Raw genomic sequence first — 22,943 nt, 5'->3', positions numbered from 1 at the left:
CGTCCGGGAACCACACAGGGAGACGTGGAATGACCTTGGTTAGCCTCTTGCTTGTTGCCGCCGCGCTGATCGGGATCGGCCTGTATGGCGCGCTGTCGCAGCAGTCGTTCGTGATGCTGATGATGGGCCTGGAGTTGATGCTCAACGGGGTGATGCTGGCCGCGGTGGCGTTCTGGGCGCTGAGCGGTGCCGGCGCCCCGGAGGGCCAGTTGCTGACGATCGTCGTCATGGCGGTGATGGCGATCGAGATGGCCATGGGCTTCGCCCTGGTGGTGGCGGTGTTCCGCACCAACCAGGCCGACATGACCGAAGCGCTCGGCGAGCTCAAGCATTGATGTTGTGGTCGCTGGGAGGGGTGCCGATAGGCGCGGCGGTGCTGCTGTACCTGGGCGGCGCGCGGCTGGATCGTAACGCCGTGACGGCCGCGGCGGCGCTGGCCGTCACGGCCGCGCTGGGGCTGGCGGCGCTCGCCCTGGCCGGCGGCTGGGGCGCGGCGAGCTATCGCTGGAGCGATGCGCTGGTGCTGACCCTGGCGCCTTCGCATGCAGCGGCGGCGTTCACCCTGGCGGTGCCGCTGATCGCGCTGCCGATCGCCGTCTACGCGGGCTTCCACGAGCTGCCGCCGGGTGCGGCCGGCCGGAGCGGTGCTCGACTGATGGCGCTGATCGTCGCCTTCGTCGGGGCCATGCAACTCCTGGTGCTGGCCGACGACCTGCTGACATTGCTGATCGCCTGGGAGCTGATCGGCGCCTGCTCGTGGGCGCTGATCGGTTACCGCTGGGGCGAGGCGGAGGTGACGCGCGAGGCGCTGACGGCCTTTCTGACCACGCGCTGCGGCGATCTGGGGCTGTATGTCGCCGCGGCGGCGGTCTTCGCCGGCAGCGGCGGCTTTAGCTACGCCGATCTGGCCGCGCTCGACGGCCCGCTGCTGGATGTCGCGGTGGCGGGCATCGTGCTGGCGGCCGCCGCCAAGTCGGCGCAGCTGCCATTTTCCGCCTGGCTGTTCGCCGCCATGGCCGGGCCGGTGCCGGTTTCGGCCCTGTTGCACGCGGCAACCCTGGTGGCCGCGGGGCTCTATCTGTTGGTGCGCCTGCAGCCGATCCTCGACGGCGTGGCCTGGTTCGCTCCGCTGGTAATTGCTATCGGCCTGGCCACTGCGCTGGCGGGGGCGCTGACGGCCATCTGCCAGGGCCATGCCAAGAAGCTGCTGGCGGCTTCCACCTCGTCGCAGTACGGGCTGATGTGGCTGGCAGTAGGTGTGGGTTTCCCGGCGGTGGCGCTGGTGCACTTCGTCGCGCATGCGTTCATGAAAGCCGGGTTGTTCCTGTCCGCCGGGCTCGCCGCCAGGGAGTCCGGTGGCCATGAACTGGCCGGCATGCGTCTCGGCCGCCGGCTGCCGGGCGTCGGGGCAACCACGCTGGTCTCGAGTCTGGCGCTGGCCGGGATGATTCCGCTGGGCTCGGCCTGGAGCAAGGAGCAGATCGCCTCGGCGGCAGGCCAGCAGGCGCTCTGGCTGGCCCTGACGGTGGCGCTGGCCGGCGGGCTGAGCGCGCTCTACGCGACCCGTTTCCAGCGCCTGGCCTATGGCCGCACCGATCGCCTGCCGGCGTCGACGCCTCCCTCGCGTGGCGAGATCGCCGCGCTGCGCAGCCTGGCGGCCGGCACGCTGCTGTTGTCGGTATTGTGGTGGCCGCCCGCGCGCCAGGCCGTCGCCGGCTGGCTGGCGACCCGGTGGCCGCCCAGCCACACGTGGTTGCTGCTGGTGTCGCTGGCGCTGGTATTGGCGGGGATCGGCGCCGGCTGGTGGCTGACCCGCCCCGGTCGCCGGGTCGAGCCGGCCTCGGCCGGCCAGGCGATTGTCGCCGAATGGTTTGGCCTGAGCGCGCTGCTCGAGCGTGTGGCGGTTGCGGTGGCCGCGCTCGCCCGGCGCCTGGCACGCTTCGACGATGCCGGGGTCGATGCCGGCCTGCACGCCACCGCACGCGTCGCCGACGGCCTGGCACGCTTCAACGCGCGGCGCGGCGAGGCGTTCGCCGAGGGCCTGCCCGATAGCCTGAGCCGGCTGGCCGATTGGGGCGGCGCATGGGCGCGCCGTGCCCAGAGCGGCCAGACCCACCACTACTACAGCACCATCGTGATCGGTGTCGTCTTGATCCTGAGCTTGCTGGTGATAGGAGTCCTGTTGTGATCCTGAGCATCGCCCTGGCCGTGCCCCTGTTGGGCGCACTCGCGCTGGCCGGTTACCCGCGCTGGAGCGCCGTCCAGGCGCGCCGCATCGCCGTGGGCGCCGCCGGCGTCTCGCTTGCGGCGCTGATCGTCGCCTGGCTGGGTTTCGACCCGCGGGGCGCGCAGTTCCAGCATGTCGTCGAACTGCCCTGGGTGCCGTCGCTGGGCGTCGCCTATCGGCTCGGGGTCGACGGCATCGCGCTGGCGGTGGCGACCATGAGCGCGTTGCTGTTCACCGCGGCGGCGATCTACCCCGTCGATACCCGCGGCGAGCCGCGCAGCTACTATGCCTGGCTGCTGTTCATGCAGGGCGTGTCGCTGGGGGTGTTCCTGACCCTCGACCTGCTGCTGTTCTACGTATTCTTCGACTTGAGCCTGGTGGGGATGTTCTTCCTGATCGGGCGCTGGGGACATGGCCAGCCGCAACTCTCGGCGCTCAAGTTCTTCCTCTACACCTTCGCCGGGTCGCTTTTGCTGCTGCTGGCGATCATCGGCCTGTATCTCTCGCTGGAGCCGCACAGCTTCGACATGCGTGTGCTGATCGAGCAGCAGCCGCTGGCCGGCGGCGGGCTCTACGCCGGGCTGGTGTTCCTGGCGCTGATGCTGGGCCTGGCGATCAAGACCCCGCTGGTACCGCTGCACACCTGGCTGCCGCAGGCCCACGTCGACGCCCCGGGGCCGGTCTCGGCGATTCTCGCCGGGGTGCTGCTCAAGATGGGCGTCTACGGCATGATCCGCCTGCCGCTTTCGATGATGGCCGAGACCTTCGCCCGCTACGCGCCCTGGGTCGGGGCGCTGGCGCTGCTGGCGATCGTCTACGGGGCGCTGGTGGCGCTGGGCCAGGGCAACCTCAAGCGGCGCATCGCCTACACCTCGGTCAACCACATGGGCTATGGCGTGCTGGGGATCGCCGTGGCGGCTTCGGCATTGGGCGACCCGGCCGCGCGGCAGCTGGCGCTGACCGGGGCCTCGCTGCAGATGGTCGTGCACGGGCTGATCACCGGCGCACTGTTCCTGATCAGCGGCTCGCTTTGGCAACGTACCGGCGACTACGAGCTGGCGCACTACGGCGGCCTGGCGCATCAGGCGCCGCTGCTCACCGGCTTCACGGTACTAGCGGCCTTCGCCAGCCTGGGTATGCCGGGGCTGGCCGGGTTCGTCGCCGAGTTCCAGGTGTTCGCGGGCGCGTTTGCCGTCTACCCCTGGCTGGCGGTGCCGGCGCTTGCCGGCATTCTGATCACCGCGGCGCTGTTCCTGGACATGCTGCGGCGGCTGTTCTTCGGCCACCTGCCTGCCTCGCTGGCTACCTTCAGCGACCTTGCCCGCGCCGAATGGCTGGTGCTTGGCGTGCTGTCGCTGGGCATCGTGACGATCGGCGTCTACCCGAGCTTCGTGCTGACGCTGCTCGAATCGGCCTCGAGCGCACTGGTCGGGGGGCGCTGATGCCGGTCGGCGATCTGATTCCCGAGCTCATCCTGCTGGCGGCGGCGGTGGCGATCGTGCTGTTCGCCTCCTTCGCCGCGCAGCGTCACCAGGCCTGGGCCGCCGGCCTGGCGCTGGCCGCGCTGGTGGCGGCGGGAGTGGCCAGCGTGGCGCAGTGGGGGCCGGCACCGCAGTTGAGCTTCGCCGGGGTGTGGGCGCTGGATCGTCCGGCGATCGTCGCCAAGCTGGTGATCCTGGTCAGCGGAGCGGTGTGCATCGGGCTGTCGCCGGATTGGCTGCGCGGCGATCGCCGTCACGGCGAATACTACGCGCTGTGCCTGTTCACGCTGCTCGGCGCGCTGATGATGGCCGCGGCCCACGACACCATGGAACTGATGGTCGGGGTGCTGCTGACCTCGGTGGCCAGCTACCCGCTGGCGGCCTTTCATCGTGGCTGGGCACCGGCGCTCGAGGCAGCGATGAAGTATTACCTGATCGGCGCGCTGACCAATGCGCTGCTGGCGCTCGGCGTGGTGCTGCTGTTCGGACTGGTCGGCGACACCGGCTACGCAGCCACCGCGGCGGCGCTGGCCGGGGCCGACCCCTGGGGCGTGATCGTTGCGGTGGCCTGCGTCGTCATCGGGCTGAGCTTCAAGCTGGCGGCGTTTCCCGGCCACGCCTGGCTGCCGGACGTCGCCCAGGCCGCCCCGGCCCCGGCGGCGGCGCTGCTGACGGTGGTCCCCAAGGTCGGCGCGGCGCTGGCGCTGGCGCGCTTCGTCGCGCTGTTGCCCGATGCCGTGGCCTGGCCGGCGATCGTCGCGCTGATCGCCGCCGTGACCATGACGCTGGGAAACCTGGCGGCATTGCGCCAGCACGATCTGCGCCGGCTGCTGGGCTGGTCGTCGGTATCGCAATCCGGCTATGCGCTGATGGCGATCGTGGTGCTCGACGCCGCGCCGCGCGCACTGCCGGCACTGCTGGTGTTCCTCGTCGCCTATGCGTTGGCCAACCTGGCCGCCTTCGCGGTGGTCACCCATTGGCGCGGGCGCACCGCGTTCGACGATTGCCGCGGGCTGGGGCACAGCCGGCCGCTGACCAGCGCGGTGCTGATCGTCGCGCTGCTGTCGCTGGTGGGTATCCCGCCGCTGGTGGGCTTCGTCGGCAAGCTGCTGCTGTTCGAGGTGACGATCGCGGGCGGCTATGTCTGGCTGGCCGTGCTGGCGGTAGTCAATACCGTGATCTCGCTCTACTACTATCTGCGCGTCGCCGCCACGCTGTTGTTCCACTCACCAAAGGGCGAGATCGCCGTGCTGGGCCGGTTCTCCGGCTGGACGCTGACGCTGACGGCGGCGCTGCTGGGCGTCGTCAGCCTTGTGGTACAGGTCCTGCTGGCGCCGTTGACGGGAATCGCTTTCGCCGCCGCCTAGTGGCGACCAGACATGCCGCAAAAGTTTATCGGCGATGCATAACAGCGCCGGCAAAATAGGTTATGTTGGGGTATCTGATTCTGTCCCGGGCCGCTTCATGACCCACCCGAGTTATCCTGCCTCAGCGTCGTCTTCCATCGCCGACATCGAACGTCCCGCCAAGCTCAGCGACCGTGTCTACGGCGGTATCATCGAGCGCATACTCAAGGGGGAATATGTCGAAGGCGAGCGGTTGCCCTCGGAACTGCGGCTTGCCGAGATGAACGGTGTCTCTCGCCCCGTGGTGCGTGAGGCGCTATCACGGCTGCGCGAAGATGGACTGGTGCACTCGCATCGCGGGGCGGGCAGCTACGTCAAGCGCCGTCCCGACCGGGCGATGCTCGACTTCGCGCCGCTCGAGAGCCTGGCGGACATGCAGCGTTGCTTCGAGTTCCGCGCCGCGCTGGAGGGCGAGTCGGCGCGCATGGCGGCGGTGAACGGATCGTCGTCGATGGTGAAGGAAATCGAGCGCGCCCTGCAGCAGCTCGAAGCCTGCATCGAAGCCCGGGAGCTGGGAGTGGAAGCCGATTTCGCCTTTCACCTGGCGATCGCTCGGGCGACCAATAACCGTTTCTTCAGCGATACGCTGAGCTCGCTGAAAGCGCAGATCAATTTCGGTCAGAACCTGGCGCGCAACCTGGGCTTGCGCCGCCCGGACCAGCATCTGCCGGAAGTTCAGCAGGAACATACCCGCATCTTCATCGCCATCCACGAACGGCAGCCGGAGCAGGCCTGCCAGTACATGCGCGAGCATATCGGCAACTCACGACGGCGTGTCTTCGAAGGTTGATACGGCAACTCCTCATTGCTTGTATGACAAGTCGAAAAAGCGACACTTTCCCTTTATCCCGTATAAGTTACTGATTTAATAGAATTAAATTATGGGTCGAATCTCGGTGGAGTACATTCGGCTTGTTTCAGACGAAGGTCTATGGCTGGTTGATTGACAGATTTTACAGGTTGGCTAGCCTCAGAAGTGTCGAGTCGTAGCGCCTGCCGTTGGCGTTTGGCTACGCCTCATCCGCTCCGTGGTACTGCGACAAGAACAATCACACGGAGCGCGAACGCCAGACCACATAAATACAAGGAGCACGCCAATGAAACTCACCGCAACGCGCTGGGTGGGATCGCTGTCACTGCTGGCTGCGCTGGGCATGCCGGGCATCGCCCTCGCCGAGTATCCCGAACAACCCATCACCTACACGATTCCGTTCGACCCGGGCGGCGAGTCCGACGTTACCGCGCGCTTCCAGGAGCCTCACCTGGAAGAGATCCTGGGGGTCGAGGTCAACGTCAATCACCGCCCCGGCGGCGGGGGCGCCGTCGGCTGGAGCGAGTTCCAGAACAGTGCCGAGCCGACGGGGTACGAGATGATCGGGGTGAACATCCCGCATATCATTGCCCAGCCGATCATGCGTGAAAATGCCGGTTACGAGACAGACAACTGGAAGATCGTGACCTTTTTCCACACCACGCCCAATGCCTTGATCGTTCCCAAGGACAGCCAGTTCAAGACGCTCGACGACCTTGTCCAGTACGCCAAGGAAAATCCCCAGGCGGTGACGCTGGGCGGCAGCGGGACATTCAGCGCCAACCATCTGGGCGCCCTGCGTCTCGAAAGAGAGGCCGACATCGATATCACCTATATCCCGTTTACCGGCACGGGACCGCTGCCGGCGGCGGTACAGGGGAACCATGTGTCGGGCATCTTCAACTATTCGATGCTCGGCGTGCAGATGCAGGACAACGCACGCGTCCTGGCCGTGGCCTCGGAAGAACGCGTGCCCGCGCTACCGGATGTGGCGACGTTCAAGGAACTGGGCTATGACATCGTCGGTGGCGCCTATCGTGGCGTAGCCGTGCCCAAGGGGACGCCGGACGAGATCGTCAATACGCTGCAAGAGGCGTTTGCGAAGACCAACGAGCGCATCGCCGAAAAGCAGGAGCCGCTCGGCTTCGTCATGACCGATATCACCGGTGACGAAGTGGACGAGGTCATGCAGCAACTCAAGTCGGCTTACCAGCCGATCCTCGAAGAAGCCAAAGCCAACCAATAACGCAACGTGATGCGTTCTCGACCCTGTGCGCCTTATGGGCTGCAGGGTCGGGTGCCGGCCGTTCATCCGATGCGCGTCATGCATTCAGTGGAGTTGGCTCATGGACATGTTACTGGAAGCCCTGTTCTCGATCCTGACGCTCGAAGGGCTCGTCACGATCCTGGCCGGGGTGACGGCAGGATTGTTCATCGGCGCCCTGCCGGGGTTGACGGCAACCATGGCGCTGGCGGTGCTGCTGCCGTTCACCTTCACGATGTCGCCCCTGCAGGGCCTGATGGCGCTGGGGGCGGTCTACATGGGCGCCATCTACGGCGGCGCCTTTACCGCCATCCTGATCAACACCCCCGGAACGCCGTCGTCGATCGCCACGACGTTCGATGGGTATCCCATGGCGCGCCAGGGGCGCGCCTACGAAGCCCTGGCCGCCGCGACCATTGCCTCGGTGGTCGGGGGCATCATCGGGGTGACCTTCCTGCTGTTGCTGGCGCCGCCCCTGGCGAGGCTCGCCGTGGTTTTCGGGCCGGCGGAGATGTTCTGGGTGGCGCTGCTGGGTCTGACCCTGGTGGCCAGCCTGTCGAGCGGGTCGCTGCTCAAGGGATTGCTCGGTGGCTGCATCGGCATGCTGTTGAGCACCATCGGGGTCTCGCCGATCGGTGGCGAGACCCGCTTCATCTTCGGCATACCGGCGCTGCAGGGCGGCATCGAGCTGATCGTCGCCCTGATCGGGCTGTTCGTGGTTCCCGAGCTGATCTCGATGGCGGCCCAGGGCCGGGGTGCGTTGCCGGCAAGCGGCAAGCTTGAGGGCGGCGCGGGCTCGGCCATCATGCGCATGGGTCGGCATATCTTCGGCAAGCCGGTCAATCTGATCCGTTCCTGCATCATCGGCCAGATCATCGCCATCATCCCGGGTGCGGGGGGCAACGTCACCAGCCTGGTGGCCTACAACGAGGCCCGCCGTTTCTCCAGGGACCCGTCGTCGTTCGGCAAGGGCAACGTCGATGGCGTGATCGCCTCGGAGTCGAGCAACAACGTCATGGTGGCCGGCAGCATGGTGCCGTTGCTGACCCTGGGCATCCCCGGCGCGCCACCGGATGCCATCATTCTTGGCGTGCTGCTCATGCATGGCCTGCGCCCGGGGCTGGATCTGTTCACCGAAACCGGGGTGCTGACCAATGGCTTCATCCTCTCGATGGGCTTCGCGGCCATGTTCCTGCTGCCGGTCGGCCTGCTTGGCGGGCGCCTGATTCATCGCGTGGTGGTCAAGACGCCGTTCTACTTCCTGCTGCCGAGCATCGCCATGGTCACCATCCTGGGGACCTATGCACTGCGCAACAGCATGACCGACGTGTTCATCATGCTGTTATTGGGCTCGGCGGGGTATTTCCTGCGTCTGATCGGCATCCAGGCGGCGCCCATCGTGCTGGGGATGATTCTGGGCGTCATCGCCGAGAAAGGCTATGTGCAGACCATGCTGACAGCCGTTGTCGACCCGATACCCTGGCTGCGGCTGGTCGCCAACCCGCTGTCGATCGTGCTGGCCTGCCTGGTGGCGTTGAGTGTCGCGACCACCCTGTTGCCGGGCTGGCTGGAGCGCAGCGGCCGGATGGCCAAGGTCGACCCGGACGAGGAGAAGCCGTCATGACCCTGCGACTCAACACCGACTTCGCCGCGGGGCTCTTCGGCTTGCTGTTCGCCGCCGTCCTGTGGTTCCCGCGCGAGGGCATGGGCCGCCTGAGCATCATATTTCCCCGCGCCATCCTGGTGATCACCGTCGCGTTGTCCCTGGCGCTGATCGTCAAGGCGTTTACCCGGCCGGCGGCGCGCGAGATCACCATCGAGGGCAGCCCGCGACGCCTGGTGATCATGATCGCCATCCTGTTCGCCTGGTGGTACGCCATCGACCTGCTGGGATTCCTGGTGGCGACAGCCTTCGTTTTCTTCGGCCTGACCTGGTACCTGGCGAGCGTGGAAGGGGCCGTATCGATGCGACGCCTCGCGCAGTGGGTGCCGATCATCGCGGTTCTGATCGGCGTGTTCTACCTCGCCTTCACGCAGGTGCTGAACGTCAGGCTACCGTCCGGTATCTGGTCGTGATCGCTCAGTCACCCTCTTGGCCACAAGACAGGAAGCAAACATGCGTATTGTTGACATCAAGGAGGCGCGGGTTTCCATCGCCTCCGACATTGCCAATGCCTATATCTCGTTCGCCAGGATGGATGTCTCCATCCTGGCGATCTACACCGACGCCAGGGTCGATGGCCGCCAGGTCGTGGGCTACGGCTTCAACTCGAACGGACGCTATGCCCAGAGCGGCCTGCTGCGGGAGCGTTTCCTGCCGCGCCTGAGGGAGGCGGACCCGGCGTCGTTGCTCGATGACAGTGGCCGCAATCTCGATCCGTTCAGGGTCTGGGCGACGGTGATGGCCAACGAGAAGCCGGGCGGCCACGGGGAGCGCTCGGTGGCGGTGGGGATCATCGACATGGCGATCTGGGACATCGTGGCCAAGGTCGAGAACAAGCCGTTGGCGCAGCTGCTGGCCGAACGCTTCGGTGACGGCGAGGCAGATCGCCGCGTCTCGGTCTATGCCGCCGGCGGCTATTACCATCCCGGCAAGGAAATCCAGGGTCTCCAGGAAGAGATGCGCGATTACCTGGAGATGGGCTACGTGGCCACCAAGATGAAAATCGGCGGAGTACCGCTGGAAGAAGACTTGCCGCGCGTCGAGGCGGCACTCGAGGTCGTGGGCGAGGCGTCGCGCCTGGCGGTGGATGCCAATGGCCGTTTTGGTCTGCAGGACACGCTAGCCTTCGCCGATGGCCTGGCCCCCTTCGGGGTGCGCTGGTACGAGGAGGCCGGCGACCCGCTCGACTACGCCCTGCAGCGCCAGCTATGCGAGCACTATGCCGGCCCGACCGCCACGGGGGAGAACCTGTTCTCCCACCAGGACGTGCGCAACCTGCTGCGCCATGGCGGCATGCGTCCCGATCGCGACATCCTGCAGATGGACCCGGTGCTGTCGTACGGGCTGGTGGAATATCTGCGCATGCTGGACGAATTGCATATTCGCGGCTGGTCGACTCGCCAGTGCATTCCCCACGGTGGGCATCAGTTTGCCCTCAATATTGCCGCCGGTCTCAAGCTGGGCGGCAACGAATCCTATCCTCGGGTCTTTGCGCCCTTCGGCGGTTTCGCCGATTCCACGCCGGTCGAGAATGGCTACGTGGCGATTCCGGCCATGCCGGGGATCGGCTTCGAGGACAAGGCCGAGTTGATGAAGGTCTTCAACGCCCATTTCTAAAGAAGTTACTTCTTGAAGCAAGGAGCGCCACCCATGCGCAGACATAGCATCGCAGTGATTCCCGGCGATGGCATCGGAATCGAGGTCATCGAGGCCGGCAAGCAGGCTCTTCAGGCGCTGGCGGAAAAGAGTGGGGAGCTGGACTTCGCGTTCACCGACTTTCCCTGGAGCTCGCGCCATTACCGGGAGCATGGCCATTACATCCCTGACGGCGGGCTGGCCGAGCTGGCCACTTTCGATGCCATCTATTTCGGCGCAGTGGGCAGCCAGGACGTGCCGGATCACGTCTCGCTGTGGGACTTGCGCCTGGCGATCTGCCAGGGGTTCGACCAGTATGCCAACGTGCGCCCGGCCCGGGTGCTGCCGGGGGTGAACAGCCGGCTGCAAGGCGCGGACAGGATCGACTGGGTGATCATCCGCGAGAACAGCGAAGGCGAGTACTCCGGCAATGGCGGCCGGGTGCATCGCGGCCTGCCGGACGAGATCGGCACCGAGGTGTCGATCTTCTCGCGCAAGGGTGTGGAGCGTATCCATCGCTTCGCCTTCGACATGGCCCGAAGCCGGTCGCGCAAGAAGCTGACCCTGGTGACCAAATCCAACGCTCAGCGACACGGCATGGTGCTGTGGGACGAAGTGTTCTTCGAGGTGGCCAGGGACTATCCTGATGTCGAGACCGACCGTGAGCTCGTCGATGCCGTGACCACGCGCATGGTGCTCAAGCCGGACACTCTGGACACCGTGGTGGCGACCAACCTGCACGCCGACATCATTTCCGATCTGGCGGCGGCGCTGACGGGCAGCCTGGGGATCGCGCCGACCGCCAACCTCAACCCACAGCGCACCTTTCCCTCGATGTTCGAGCCGATCCATGGCTCGGCGTTCGACATTGCCGGGCAAGGCATCGCCAACCCGGTGGGCGCCTTCTGGACGGCGGTCATGATGCTGGAGCACCTGGGCGAGACGACGGCCGCCGAACGGCTGATGGCGGCGATCGAGCGGCTGACCCAGACCGGCGTTCACTCCCAGGATCTGGGGGGAACCGCGACGACTAGCGAATTGACCCAGGCCCTCTGTGACGACATCCGCCGGCAGGCGACATAGTCGAATGCCGGGGCCGGTTTCGGCCCGCCGGCCGCGTGGCGCCTGCCTTTGCTACTCCAGCCCGACCAGCGCCAGCAGCGCCCCGAGATAGGGCGGAATCAGCAGCGGCGCCGCCAGGGTCGTCAGCAGCACCGCGATGGCGCCTTTCTCGGGACGAATGTTGAGCTCCATGGCGACCACCACCACGTTGGCGGCCATCGGCACCACGCCGATCAGCAGCAGCGCCGTGGCCAGGGTGGCGTCGATCCCCACGAAAGCCTGCAACAGCGCCACCGCGGCGACGCTGAGCAGCGGCCAGACGAGATAGCGGATCGTCACGCAGGCGGCGATGAAGCGCGTATCGAACTCGCGCAGGGTCACCCGGCCGAGCGTCATGCCGATGATCATCATGCCGAGTACGGTGAAGCAGTACTTGAAGTACTCGAGCCCGTCGAGCAGCGCCCCGGGTAGCGGCACGCCGAGGCTGCTGACCAGCAGCGCGGCGATGAACGTATAGATCAGCGGCAGCCGGGCGATGCGCAAAAGGCTCTGGCGCACCGAGAAGCGCCCCCGGGCGCTCAGGTAGAAGCCGACGGTGAACTCGAACAGGTTGATCCCCAGCAGGCAGAACAGATACTGGGTCACGCCCTCCGGGGGCAGCAGCACCAGGGCGATCGGCAGGCCGAAATAACCGGTGTTGCCGGTTCCCGAGGAGAACGCCAGCAGCGCGCTTTCCTCGGCGGCGAAGAACGGCCGGGCCAGCCGTGCGACCAGCAGAGCGATGGCGCTCGACAGCAGAAACAGCGCGGCGGTGAGCAGCAGGTCGTCGGCCCCCGGCTCGCCGAGCACCAGGGCGCGGAAGAAGGTCAGCGGGGCGATGACGTAGATCAGCAGGGTGGCGATGGGACGCGGGTCGAGCGCCAGCCGGCGGGCACACAGCCAGCCCAGGGCGACGAACGCCAGCAGCATCCATAGCGGTTGGTAGAGATCGGCCTGAGACATCGGTGACTCCGCGACAAAAGCGCCATGATGCCTGTTCGCCGCGCCGATGGGCAGTACCGTGTGAGAACGGGCGCGCCTTGACCCTGTAGTGGCTACAGGTGAGGTAATCGCCATGAATCCACACTACGGAGCGCTGCATGGCGCATCATCACGCTCAGTCCCATGACCACGCCCGCGGCCATTCGCACGACCACGATCACCACCATGCACCCGCGGTGACCGCCGACAGCGAACGCCGGGTGCGCCTGGCGATGCTGCTGACCGGCGGCTTCATGTTCGCCGAAGTGATCGGCGGGCTGCTGGCCGGTTCGCTGGCGCTGCTCGCCGACGCCGGGCACATGGTCAGTGATACCGCCTCGCTGGCGCTGGCCTGGTTCGCCTTTCGCCTGGGCCATCGTCGGCCGGACCGCCAGCGCACCTTCGGCTATCAGCGCTTTCAGGTACTGGCGGCGTTCGTCAATGGCCTGGCCCTGCTGGCGATCGGGGTGGCCATCGTCATTGCCGCCATCAGGCGTCTCTACGCCCCGGTCGACGTCATGGCCACGCCGATGCTGGTGATCGCGGTGGTCGGGCTCGTGGTCAATGTCGGCGTGTTCCTGATTCTCCACCGGGGCGACCAGGACAACATCAACCTGCGCGGTGCGGTGCTGCATGTGGTCGGCGACCTGCTCGGCTCGGTGGCGGCGATCGTCGCCTCGCTGGTGATCATGGCGACCGGCTGGAATGCCGTCGATCCGTTGCTCTCGGTGCTGGCCGCGGCGCTGATCCTGCGCGGCGCGTGGAAGATCATCCGGCGCTCGGCGCACACCCTGCTCGAGGGCACCCCGGAGGGCGTGGACATCTTCGAGTTGCGCGCGGCGCTGGAGTCGCTCGATGGCGTCATCGGCCTGCACGACCTGCACCTGTGGGGGCTGACGCCCCAGGAGCCGCTGCTCAGTTTGCATCTGGTGGTTCGCGAGGAGGCCGACAACGATCGCGTATTGCGCGACGCCTACGCGCTGCTGCACGAGCGCTTCGCGATCAGCCATGCCACCCTGCAGGTCGAGGGCGAGGCCTGCCTGACCGGCGGCGACTGCGCGCAGCCGGGGAGAGTCGATCCGCGCTGAATCGCGGGTCGGCAAGCCCAACATGACTGGCGTTGAAGTTGCGGCGCGAAACTTTCATTGGTTCCCCTTCGGCCCGGCGGGCACAATGCGTTGCATCGAGTGGCCGCACGCTGCGGCCCGCCAAACACGCCGACTGCGCTGGACAAGGGTTGACCGATGAGCACACGAGAGTATCCGCTGGGCATCAGCTTCGAATTCTTTCCCCCCAATACCGACGCCGGCCGGGAAAAACTCTTGCTGGCCCGCGACGCCCTGGCCGAACGCCGGCCGCGTTTCTTCTCGGTGACCTATGGCGCCGGCGGCTCGACCCAGGCGCGTACCCACAATACGGTCAGGCAGGTGCGCGAGTGCGGTATCACCACCGCGCCGCACCTGTCGTGCATCGGCAGCGAGAAGGCGCAGATGCGCGAGTTGCTCGAGGGCTATCGCGCCGACGGCATAGACAGCCTGGTGGCGCTGCGCGGCGACCTGCCGTCGGGGATGGGCGGGGTCGGCGAGCTGCGCTACGCCAACGAGCTGGTCGAGTTCATTCGTGCCGAGACCGGCGATCATTTCGAGATAGCGGTGGCCGCCTATCCCGAGGCGCACCCCCAGGCGCCGAGCTTCGAGCACGATCTGCAGAATTTCGCGCGCAAGATGCAGGCCGGTGCCGACCTGGCGATCAGCCAGTACTTCTTCAGTGCCGAGGCGTACTTCCACTTCGTCGAGCGGGCCCGGGCGCTGGGCGTCGAGGCGCCGATCGTGCCGGGCATCATGCCGATCACCAACTACACCAAGCTGGCGCGTTTCTCGGACGCCTGCGGCGCCGACATCCCGCGCTGGATTCGCAAGCAGCTCGAGGCCTACGGCGACGACAGCGCGAGCATCCAGGCATTCGGCGAGGAGGTGGTGTCCAACCTGTGTCGGCGTCTGCTCGACGGCGGTGCGCCGGGGCTGCATTTCTACACGCTCAACCAGTCGGCGCCGACCCTGCGTATCCTCGACAACCTGGACTGCTGACGCCGCCGAACGTTTGTCAGCCGGCCGTGGCGTTGACTAGCCTGGAAAGGCACGTCAAACCACGGATGAGGTAACGACATGAGCATGATTCGCCACTGCACGCTGGGGCTGGGCGCCGCGCTGCTGATCGCCGGTTCGGCCCAGGCCGCCGAGGAACAGGTGCCTGTCCACACGGTGACCGGTGAAGGCGTCGGCCAGAAGATCGGTCTCGTGAAACTGGAGGATACCGACCATGGCTTGCTGCTGACCCCCGATCTCGCGGATCTCCCGCCGGGCATTCACGGCTTCCATGTCCACCAGAACGCCAGTTGCGAGCCCGCCGAGAAGGAGGGCGAGCAGACCGCGGCCGCCGCCGCCGGCGGCCATCTGGACCCCCAGGACACCGGTACCCATCAGGGCCCCTACGGCGAGGGCCATCTGGGCGATCTGCCTGCCCTTTCGGTGGATGACAAGGGCAATGCCACCACGCCGGTGCTGGCGCCGCGCCTCGAGGTCAGCGATCTGGAGAACCATGCGCTGATGATCCACGAGGGCGGCGACACGTACAGCGATGATCCCGAGCTGGGCGGCGGCGGTGCGCGCATCGCCTGCGGGACAGTCGGCTTGAATCCCGCTAGCTGATAGGCACGCCGCTTCCCGTTTCCGCCATCGCTGTCAACAAAAAGCCCTGCCGCATGCGGCAGGGCTTTTTGCGTTACGCCTTGCGGCGCTGGCTCAGTCGCCGAAGAAGGCGCTAGCGATCATTCAGGACTTGGCCGCCTGGTACAGCTCGTTGGCGTATTCCCAGTTGACCACCCGCCACCAGTTCTCGACGTAGTCGGGACGCTTGTTCATGTAGGTCAGGTAGTAGGCGTGCTCCCAGACGTCCAGGCCCAGCACGGGCTTGCCCTGGACACTGGCGACATCCATCAGGGTGTTGTCCTGGTTGGCGGTCGAGGTGATTTCCAGTTCGCCGTCGGGCTTGACCACCAGCCAGGCCCAGCCGGAACCGAACTGACCGGTCGCGGCGCCCAGGAAGGCCTTCTTGAATTCGTCGACCGAGCCGTACTTGGCATTGATCGCTTCACCCAGCGCACCCTGCGGATCGCCGCCGCCGTTGGGCGACATCATCTTCCAGAATAGGGCGTGGTTGTAGAAACCGCCGGCGTTGTTGCGCACCACCGGCTTGTGCTGGGAGATGTTGGCGAAGATCTGCTCGAGCGACTGGTTTTCCAGCTCGGTGCCGGAAATCGCGTCGACGAACTTGTCGAAGTAGGTCTTGTGGTGCTTGGTGTGATGAACCTTCATGGTGGTTTCATCGATGACCGGCTCCAGCGCATCGTAGGCGTAGGGTAGATCGGGAAACTCGTGTTGCATGGTGGATCTCCTCCATTGGTTACGTGATGGCGCTTCCTGGCATCTTGGCGAGGGCTCTCGGCCCGCGCTCGCTGCTACTAGTGTTGATGATAATAATTCTGCTTTCAAACATATCTGATATTGAGGCCGCTAAAGGAGAATTCAAGCCGTGTGCGGAAACCCGCACACGGCTGCGGTGAACGTGTGTGGATATACGCACGGCTAAGCTGCCCAGGGGGCTGGGCGTTGCCCGTGATTGTGGGCATGTAACTGATTTGTTGGGTAAATGGGGATCTTGGTGCAGGAGTTGCTCGCCCTGGGGCGACAGGCACCGTCACAGGCGGCCCTTGGCGGCCGACCATGCCGAACAAGATAGCGCCGGACGGCCGCCGGAACTTCATCGCTATAAACATCCGCAAGGAGCCAACAACATGCGCACGCTCAAGCTCGCTTCGCTGACCACCCTCGCCGCCGGCGTGATGATGGCCGGCAGCGCCCTGGCCGACCCCATCACCATCAAGTTCTCACACGTGGTCGCCGAGAACACCCCCAAGGGCCAGATGGCCGAGAAGTTCAAGGATCTCGTCGAGCAGAGCTCGGTGGGCGATCGGGTCGATGTCGAGGTCTACCCCAACTCGCAGCTCTACGGTGACGACCAGGTCCTCGAGGCCATGCTCCTCGGCGACGTCCAGCTTGCCGCGCCGGCGCTGTCGAAATTCCAGAAGTACACCGACCAGCTGCAGGTCTTCGACCTGCCGTTCCTGTTCGAGGACATGGATGCCGTCGAGCGCTTTCAGAGCAGCGAGACCGGCCAGAAGCTGCTGACCTCGCTGGAATCCAAGGGGCTGCTCGGGCTGGGCTACCTGCACAACGGCATGAAGCAGCTGTCGGCCTCCGAGCCGCTGCGCGTGCCGGAAGACGCCGCCGGCAAGAAATTCCGCATCATGACTTCCGACGTACTCGAGGCGCAGTTCGAGGCGGTCGATGCCGCGCCGCTCAAGAAGCCATTCTCCGAGGTCTTCATGATGCTGCAGACCCAGGCGATCGATGGCCAGGAGAACACCTACTCGAACATCTACTCGCAGAACTTCTACGAGGTGCAGCCCTACATCACCGAGTCCAACCACGGCCTGCTCGACTACATGGTGGTCTCCTCGGCGAGCTTCTGGAACGGCCTGCCCGACGACGTGCGGCCCGAGGTCGAGAAGGCGCTGGACGAGGCCGTTGCCTACGGCAACGAGATTGCCGCTCAGGAAAACCAGGAGGCCAAGCAGGCGATCATCGATTCCGGCAAGTCCGAGATCATCGAGCTGACAGCGGAACAGCGCCAGCAGTGGGTCGATGCCATGAAGCCGGTGTGGGAGCAGTTCTCGGATGCCATCGGCCAGGATGTGATCGACGCCGCCGCCGCTTCCAACGAGGGCTGAGCGGCCTTGCGTTCCACCCTGACGGCGGGCCCCGGGCTCGCCGTCTCTCGTAGGTGCGAGGTAAGACCATGATTGTGCGCTGGCTCAACAAGCTGGAAGAGACGGTCTTTTGCGCGCTGCTGGTGGCCATGGTGCTGCTGGTGGGTGTCGAGGTGTTCTATCGCTTCGTGCTGGCCGAGGGCATCGGCTGGGCCCAGGAGGCGTCGCTCTACCTGTCCGGCTGGTTCGTGCTGTTCGGCGTGTCGTGGGGCGTCAAGCAGGGCGCGCATATCGGCGTCGATGTGCTGGTCAAGAAGCTGCCGCGCGGCGGCCGGCGGATCGTCACGCTGGTCGCCCTGGCGGTGTGCCTGGGCTACTGCGGGCTACTGCTGATCGGCAGTTTTCAGTACCTGTCGCTGACCCACATGATCGGTATCGAACTCGAGGACATACCCATTCCCAAGTGGCAGGCGACGTTGATCCTGCCGATCGGCATGGGCCTGCTGGTGTTGCGCTTTCTCGAACTCGGCTGGCGGGTGATTAAGGACGAGGCCGATGGCTTCGGCTTCTCCGACGAGGGGCAGGCGAGTCTGAACCTGGCCGAGCCGCCTGCCGGTGAACCGCGAACCGAGAAAAACGACCGGGAGGAGCGCCCGTGACCACCGCGATCCTGTTTCTGCTGCTGTTCGGGGCGATCTTCCTGGGCATGCCGATTGCCTTCGCGCTGGGCTTTTCCAGCGTCACGACGATCCTGCTGTTCTCCAGCGACTCGCTGGGCTCCATCGCCATCAAGCTGTTCCAGGGGGTGTCCCACCATTACACTCTGCTGGCGATCCCCTTCTTCATCCTGTCGAGCGCTTTTCTGTCCACCGGCGGCGTGGCGCGCCGGCTGATCAACTTCGCCACCGACGCGGTGGGCCACGTCAAGGGCGGCCTGGCGATGGCCTCGGTGCTGGCGTGCATCCTGTTCGCCGCGGTGTCGGGCTCGTCGCCGGCGACGGTGGCGGCGATCGGCTCGATCGTGATCGCCGGCATGGTGCGCCAGGGCTATCCCGAGTCCTACGCCGCCGGGGCGATCGCCAATGCCGGCACGCTGGGCATCCTGATTCCGCCATCGATCGTCATGCTGGTCTATTCGGCGGCCACCGAGGTCTCGGCCGGCAAGATGTTCATGGCCGGGCTGATCCCGGGGCTGCTGATGGGCCTGATCCTGATGATCGCCATCTACATCTCGGCGCGGATCATGAACCTGCCGGCCCAGCCGTTCCCCGGTGCGCTGCCATTGCTGCGTTCCGGCGGCAAGGCGCTGGCCGGGCTGATGCTGATCATCCTGGTGCTGGGGTCGATCTACGGCGGCGTGGCCAGCCCGACCGAGGCGGCGGCGATCGCCGCGCTCTACGCCTGGCTGGTGGCGGTGGTCGGCTATCGCGACATGGGCCCGCTCAAGGACGACCCCTGGAAGCGCTCCGGCGAGAGCCTGGGCGCGGCGCTGGTGAGGAGCCTGTGGCAGATCCCGCTGGCGATCGGCGGCTCGTTCGTCAACCGCGAGGTGCGCGGCGTGGTGCTGGACGGCGCCAAGGTCTCGATGATGCTGCTGTTCATCATCGCCAACGCCATGCTGTTCGCTCATGTGCTGACCACAGAGCGCATTCCGCACCAGATCGCCGAGGTGATCATCGACTGGGGGCTGCCGGCGTGGGGCTTTCTGATCGTGATGAACCTGCTGCTGCTGGCGGCGGGCAACTTCATGGAGCCCTCGGCGATTCTGCTGATCATGGCGCCGATCCTGTTTCCGATCGCCATGCAGTTGGGCATCGACCCGGTCCACCTGGGGATCATCATGGTGGTCAACATGGAGATCGGCATGCTCACGCCGCCGGTGGGGCTCAATCTGTTCGTCACCGCGGGCATCACCGGGCGCTCGATCGGCTGGGTGATCAAGGCCTGCCTGCCGTGGCTGTGCCTGCTGCTGGGCTTCCTGGTCCTGATCACCTACGTGCCGGCGATTTCGCTGTGGCTGCCTAACCTGCTGTCTTGAGGTCGGCGCCAGTCACGCGATCAACGGCGTGCTCCCGCGATGAGCGGGGGCACGTGCATCTCGAGCATCATTCATCGAGCGCCCGCCAGGCCTGTTCAAGATCCGTGAGCAGGTCCTCGGCGGCTTCCAGGCCGGCGTGCAGCCGCAGGCAGGGGCCGCGCCGTGTCCAGCTATCGTCGAGGCTGCGCGCGGCGGCGACATCGCAGGGCAGGGCCAGGCTTTCGAATCCGCCCCAGGAGGAGCCGATGCCGAACAGGTCCAGGCGCTCGACCAGGGCATCCACACGCGCGTCGGGGGTTCCGGCGGTGAATTCCACCGTCAGCAGGCCGTTGGTATCCTCGAAGTCGCGTTGCCATAGCGCGTGACCGGGGTGGTCGCTGCGCGAAGGTTGGTGAACGCGTGCCACGTGGGGCCGGTGTTCCAGCCAGTCGCCCAGCCGCCGGGCATTTTCGGCGTGGGTTGCCATGCGACAGGCCAGGGTACGCATGCCACGCAGCGCGAGGTAGGCGTCGTCGCCACCGATGCACTGGCCCTGGGTCACTGCCATCTCGCCCAGGCGCCGGCCGAGTTCGCCATTGGCGGTGACGCTGCCCAGCATCACGTCGGAGTGACCTACCACATACTTGGTGCAGGCCATCAGCGAGATCGTGGCACCGTGCGCCAGCGGCTGCATGAGGATGCCGCTGGCCCAGGTGTTGTCGACGGCGAGGGGAATATCGTGTGTGGCGGCGATCGACGCCAGCGCGGGCAGATCCTGCATTTCGTAGACCAGCGAGCCCGGCACCTCGGTATAGATCAGTTGCGTCTCGGCGCGCAGTAGCGCGGTCAACTGCTCGGGACTGCCGTCGAAGTAGTCCACGGCGATACCCCAGGGGCGCATCCAGCCCTCCACGATGCGCCGTACCGGCTGATAGACGCTGTCGGCGATGATCACGTGGCCGCCGGGCCGCAACAGGGTCATGAAGACCAGGTTGATGGCGGCGACCCCCGAGGGCAGCAGTTGCGTGTGCTCGCCACCCTCGAGCCGCGAAATGGCGTCTTCCAGGGCATGCGTGGTGGGCGTGCCGCGCCGTCCGTAACTGAACAGCCGCTCGCCGCGGCCACGGCGTTGCTTGATGTCGCGCATCTCGTCGAGCGTCGAAAAGGTCACGGTGCTGGTGCGCACCACCGGGGGGTTGACCGGCGCCGGCCGCTGGTCGGGACGCGCGAGATGAATCAGATCGGTTGCTAGCTTCATGGGAGTCCTCGATGGCGCACTCAGATCGGGAAGGTGGCGCGTTCCTGGTCGTCGAGTCGGGCAAGCAGGCCGGTTTCCCAGGCCAGGTAACGGCGCGAGGCTTCCAGGTTGCCATCGTGTCGGTCATGAACGAAGAACAGGAAGTCGATGCAGTGCGCATCGTCCGGGGTATCGGGGGTGCGCTCCAGCGCGATGCCGGCGCGTTGCCAGTCGTCGACCGCCGGCGCCAGCCAGCCGAGGCGCATGACACCGCGCGCCGCGAGCTCGTTGGCCAGGCAGGCGGCATGCTCGATATCGGCAACGAGAACCACGGGGCGCAACAGGTCGGCATCGGCGAGCTGCTCATCGAGCAGCGAGCGGTTGACCCAGCGTGCGCCGGGGAGGTGGCCATCGCGATACTGCATCCCGGGGCGAGCGTCGAGACACAGGGTCGCCGGATCCAGGGCCTCTACGAGATCGACCGCCGGCGGCAGCATGGGCAGGTCAGCGGCGTCGCGGCGATCCGAGAGGTGGCGTAGCGACGGCCAGTGCGTGTTGCCGCCACGCAGCCAGGCGACCTCCTGACCCATCAGTGCCAGCCAGTGAGCCACCACCGGTGCCCGGCACTCGTCGTCGTCAATCAGCACCAGGCGGGCGCGCTGGACGCCGACCCAGTGGTCGGTGGCCTGGATCAACTGCCCACCCGGGGCGTGAACGGCACCGGCGGGTGCGTTCCGGTGATGTTCCTCCGCGGTGCGGACATCGAAGACATAGGTGGTGCGGGTATCGTCGGCGAGCCAGGTATCCAGGGTCGCGGCGTCGATCGCCAGCGCGCCGCCCGACTCGGCAAGCCGGCGCGCGGCCGCGCCCAGTTCTTCGTCGGCAGCGATCTCGTCGGGGTAGAAACGCTCGCTGCCGTGGTCGAGCGAAAGGCCGGCCAGCCGCCAGCCCTGGGTGCCGTTCTCGAGAGCGTAGAGCGGATTTTCTATGCCCAGCCAGCGCAGGGTCTGGGTGCCGATGATGCTGCGCGTGCGCCCGGCACAGTTGATCACCACCGGGGTGGCGGTGTCGCCGTCGAGCAGGGTGGGGAGTCGCTTGGCAAGCTCGCCGTTGGGACAGCAGATACTGCCGGGAATGTTCATCTTGCGGTATTCGGCGACGGGCCGGCCGTCGATGACATGCACCGGCTTGCCCTGACGTTGCCATTCGTCCAGCGTGTGGGCCGGGATCCCTGGGGTATGAAAGCGCTCGTGCACCAGTTCGCCGAACGTCTTGCTGACCACGTTGACGCCGGCGAACAGGCTGTAGCCCGCCGCCCGCCAGCCCTGTGTACCGCCTTCCAGCCAGGCCACGTCGCGATAGCCCAGGTCGGCCAGGCACTGGCTGGCTCGACGGGCCCGTCCCTCGTCATGATCGTCCATCACCACGATCGGTGCGTTGCGACGTGGTACCAATTGGCCGACCAGGGCCTCGAGCCGACTGAAAGGGACATTGACGGCGTGGAAGGGGTGCCCCATGCCGTATTCACCGAATTCGCGGATGTCGAGCAGGGCGATTTCCTGGCCGTCGTTGGCCAGCAGGCGCTTGAGGGCCCGGGGCGCTATGGCATGCATCAGCGCTCCTCCGCCCTGCGCGTCTTGACGCCGATGTCCATGATCCGGCAGGTCTCCGCTTCGAGATCGAAGGCGGTGCGCCCGGTGAGCGTTTCGAGGGCGCGTCCGTAGAGATGCAGGTGACGGATCGGCCTGTCGCCGTCGATGCGCACCGAGTGGATGTCGTCGGCGAGCAGGGCGATGCCGTTGCCGGGGCCCACGATGTGACGTTCGGCTTCTTCCAGCTTGGCCCGGCCGGGCTGCGTGCCGTCGTCGAGGCGGCGATAGAGGGTGTTGCATTCCTCGCCCTCGACGGCGGCGATGCACGCCCAGGTCGTGTGGTCATGGGGAGGAATGCGCTTGCCCGGACGCATGACGTTGAGATAGAGCGCGATGCTCTGGTCGTCGCCCTGGTCGATCAGGTAACGGGCCTGATGCTCGTCGGGTGCCGGCGCGGGATAGTCGGCCTCGTTCCAGAGTTCGCGACGCGCGGCCAACTGCTTGAGCGTGTCGAGGACGCGATCCAGCGTGGGACGGTCCATGGGGCGCTCGGCGATTGTCTGGCGCACTCTCTGAAGGGTCTCGGCGACGGCCTGTCGGCGAAGGGTGGAGGAGGATTCCATGAGCGATTCCGTAGTTGGCGAAGTCACCATTACGGTACTGCACTAAACTTTATAATTATAATAAGCTTTTTGGGGCT

Annotated in this window: 21 protein-coding genes; 16 read left to right on the top strand and 5 right to left on the bottom strand. The window is 66.2% G+C overall.

What is annotated here, in order from left to right:
• Positions 1-29: 29 nt before the first annotated feature.
• The 10 genes from nuoK to HR9077_RS04125 all read left to right on the top strand — a co-directional run bounded on the left by nuoK (position 30) and on the right by HR9077_RS04125 (position 11,570).
• Positions 30-335: an NADH-quinone oxidoreductase subunit NuoK gene (gene nuoK / locus HR9077_RS04170; RefSeq protein WP_136065437.1), complete on the top strand. Its 306-nt coding sequence runs from the start codon at positions 30-32 to the stop codon at positions 333-335.
• Positions 335-2,188 (top strand): NADH-quinone oxidoreductase subunit 5 family protein, encoded by a 1,854-nt coding sequence (locus HR9077_RS04165; RefSeq protein WP_136065435.1) that lies wholly within the window; start codon positions 335-337, stop codon positions 2,186-2,188. The genes nuoK and HR9077_RS04165 overlap by 1 nt, the downstream gene beginning before the upstream one ends.
• Positions 2,185-3,669: a complex I subunit 4 family protein gene (locus tag HR9077_RS04160; protein WP_136065433.1), complete on the top strand. Its 1,485-nt coding sequence runs from the start codon at positions 2,185-2,187 to the stop codon at positions 3,667-3,669. Before HR9077_RS04165 ends, HR9077_RS04160 begins: the two co-directional genes overlap by 4 nt.
• A complete protein-coding gene (locus tag HR9077_RS04155) occupies positions 3,669-5,075 on the top strand; it encodes an NADH-quinone oxidoreductase subunit N (RefSeq protein ID WP_136065431.1) in 1,407 nt (468 codons plus the stop codon). Before HR9077_RS04160 ends, HR9077_RS04155 begins: the two co-directional genes overlap by 1 nt.
• A 97-nt stretch (positions 5,076-5,172) precedes the next feature.
• Positions 5,173-5,904, top strand: a complete 732-nt coding sequence (locus HR9077_RS22305) for a FadR/GntR family transcriptional regulator (RefSeq protein WP_168380885.1) — start codon at positions 5,173-5,175, stop codon at positions 5,902-5,904.
• Between the two features lie 307 nt (positions 5,905-6,211).
• Complete coding sequence (locus HR9077_RS04145) at positions 6,212-7,171, top strand: Bug family tripartite tricarboxylate transporter substrate binding protein (protein ID WP_136065427.1); 960 nt, start codon at positions 6,212-6,214, stop codon at positions 7,169-7,171.
• 100 nt (positions 7,172-7,271) lie between these two features.
• On the top strand, positions 7,272-8,813 hold the full coding sequence (locus HR9077_RS04140) for a tripartite tricarboxylate transporter permease (RefSeq protein ID WP_136065425.1): 1,542 nt from the start codon (positions 7,272-7,274) through the stop codon (positions 8,811-8,813).
• Positions 8,810-9,265 (top strand): tripartite tricarboxylate transporter TctB family protein, encoded by a 456-nt coding sequence (locus HR9077_RS04135; RefSeq protein WP_136065423.1) that lies wholly within the window; start codon positions 8,810-8,812, stop codon positions 9,263-9,265. The genes HR9077_RS04140 and HR9077_RS04135 overlap by 4 nt, the downstream gene beginning before the upstream one ends.
• Before the next feature lie 40 nt (positions 9,266-9,305).
• The gene (locus tag HR9077_RS04130) at positions 9,306-10,469 is read left to right on the top strand and encodes a mandelate racemase/muconate lactonizing enzyme family protein (RefSeq protein ID WP_136065421.1); all 1,164 of its coding nucleotides are present in this window, start codon (positions 9,306-9,308) and stop codon (positions 10,467-10,469) included.
• A 33-nt stretch (positions 10,470-10,502) separates the two neighbouring features.
• Positions 10,503-11,570: a tartrate dehydrogenase gene (locus tag HR9077_RS04125; RefSeq protein WP_136065419.1), complete on the top strand. Its 1,068-nt coding sequence runs from the start codon at positions 10,503-10,505 to the stop codon at positions 11,568-11,570.
• Between the two features lie 51 nt (positions 11,571-11,621).
• Here HR9077_RS04125 and HR9077_RS04120 read toward each other — a convergent pair whose 3' ends face one another.
• On the bottom strand, positions 11,622-12,551 hold the full coding sequence (locus tag HR9077_RS04120) for an AEC family transporter (RefSeq protein ID WP_136065417.1): 930 nt from the start codon (positions 12,549-12,551) through the stop codon (positions 11,622-11,624).
• Positions 12,552-12,688: 137 nt separating this feature from the next.
• On the opposite strand from HR9077_RS04120, the gene HR9077_RS04115 reads away from it, so the two are divergent.
• The 3 genes from HR9077_RS04115 to sodC all read left to right on the top strand — a co-directional run bounded on the left by HR9077_RS04115 (position 12,689) and on the right by sodC (position 15,277).
• Complete coding sequence (locus HR9077_RS04115) at positions 12,689-13,657, top strand: cation diffusion facilitator family transporter (RefSeq protein WP_136065415.1); 969 nt, start codon at positions 12,689-12,691, stop codon at positions 13,655-13,657.
• A 156-nt stretch (positions 13,658-13,813) separates the two neighbouring features.
• Positions 13,814-14,656 (top strand): methylenetetrahydrofolate reductase [NAD(P)H], encoded by an 843-nt coding sequence (gene metF / locus HR9077_RS04110; RefSeq protein WP_136065413.1) that lies wholly within the window; start codon positions 13,814-13,816, stop codon positions 14,654-14,656.
• A 78-nt stretch (positions 14,657-14,734) separates the two neighbouring features.
• Complete coding sequence (sodC, locus tag HR9077_RS04105; protein ID WP_280178406.1) at positions 14,735-15,277, top strand: superoxide dismutase [Cu-Zn] SodC; 543 nt, start codon at positions 14,735-14,737, stop codon at positions 15,275-15,277.
• Between the two features lie 123 nt (positions 15,278-15,400).
• On the opposite strand, the gene HR9077_RS04100 is transcribed toward sodC, so the two are convergent.
• A complete protein-coding gene (locus HR9077_RS04100) occupies positions 15,401-16,012 on the bottom strand; it encodes a superoxide dismutase (protein ID WP_136065411.1) in 612 nt (203 codons plus the stop codon).
• Between the two features lie 410 nt (positions 16,013-16,422).
• Between HR9077_RS04100 and HR9077_RS04095 the strand changes: the two genes are divergently transcribed.
• The 3 genes from HR9077_RS04095 to HR9077_RS04085 all read left to right on the top strand — a co-directional run bounded on the left by HR9077_RS04095 (position 16,423) and on the right by HR9077_RS04085 (position 19,435).
• Positions 16,423-17,418: a TRAP transporter substrate-binding protein gene (locus HR9077_RS04095; protein ID WP_136065409.1), complete on the top strand. Its 996-nt coding sequence runs from the start codon at positions 16,423-16,425 to the stop codon at positions 17,416-17,418.
• A gap of 68 nt (positions 17,419-17,486) precedes the next feature.
• Positions 17,487-18,056: a TRAP transporter small permease gene (locus HR9077_RS04090; RefSeq protein WP_210725854.1), complete on the top strand. Its 570-nt coding sequence runs from the start codon at positions 17,487-17,489 to the stop codon at positions 18,054-18,056.
• The gene (locus HR9077_RS04085) at positions 18,053-19,435 is read left to right on the top strand and encodes a TRAP transporter large permease (protein ID WP_136065407.1); all 1,383 of its coding nucleotides are present in this window, start codon (positions 18,053-18,055) and stop codon (positions 19,433-19,435) included. The genes HR9077_RS04090 and HR9077_RS04085 overlap by 4 nt, the downstream gene beginning before the upstream one ends.
• A 67-nt stretch (positions 19,436-19,502) precedes the next feature.
• Here the strand turns inward: HR9077_RS04085 and HR9077_RS04080 are convergent, their stop codons facing one another.
• The 3 genes from HR9077_RS04080 to HR9077_RS04070 are packed head-to-tail and all read right to left on the bottom strand — an operon-like array spanning position 19,503 to position 22,866.
• Positions 19,503-20,672: a trans-sulfuration enzyme family protein gene (locus tag HR9077_RS04080; RefSeq protein WP_136065405.1), complete on the bottom strand. Its 1,170-nt coding sequence runs from the start codon at positions 20,670-20,672 to the stop codon at positions 19,503-19,505.
• A gap of 20 nt (positions 20,673-20,692) precedes the next feature.
• Positions 20,693-22,264, bottom strand: coding sequence for a rhodanese-like domain-containing protein (locus HR9077_RS04075; protein WP_136065403.1), 1,572 nt, complete (start codon positions 22,262-22,264; stop codon positions 20,693-20,695).
• Positions 22,264-22,866: a cysteine dioxygenase family protein gene (locus tag HR9077_RS04070; protein WP_136065401.1), complete on the bottom strand. Its 603-nt coding sequence runs from the start codon at positions 22,864-22,866 to the stop codon at positions 22,264-22,266. The genes HR9077_RS04075 and HR9077_RS04070 overlap by 1 nt, the downstream gene beginning before the upstream one ends.
• Positions 22,867-22,943: the final 77 nt, after the last annotated feature.

The sequence above is a fragment of the Modicisalibacter radicis genome, from assembly GCF_900961225.1.
In the GTDB taxonomy this organism is placed as follows: Bacteria; Pseudomonadota; Gammaproteobacteria; order Pseudomonadales; family Halomonadaceae; genus Modicisalibacter.
Note: the sequence above shows the minus strand (reverse complement) of the source record. Positions and strands in the feature narration are given on the sequence as shown.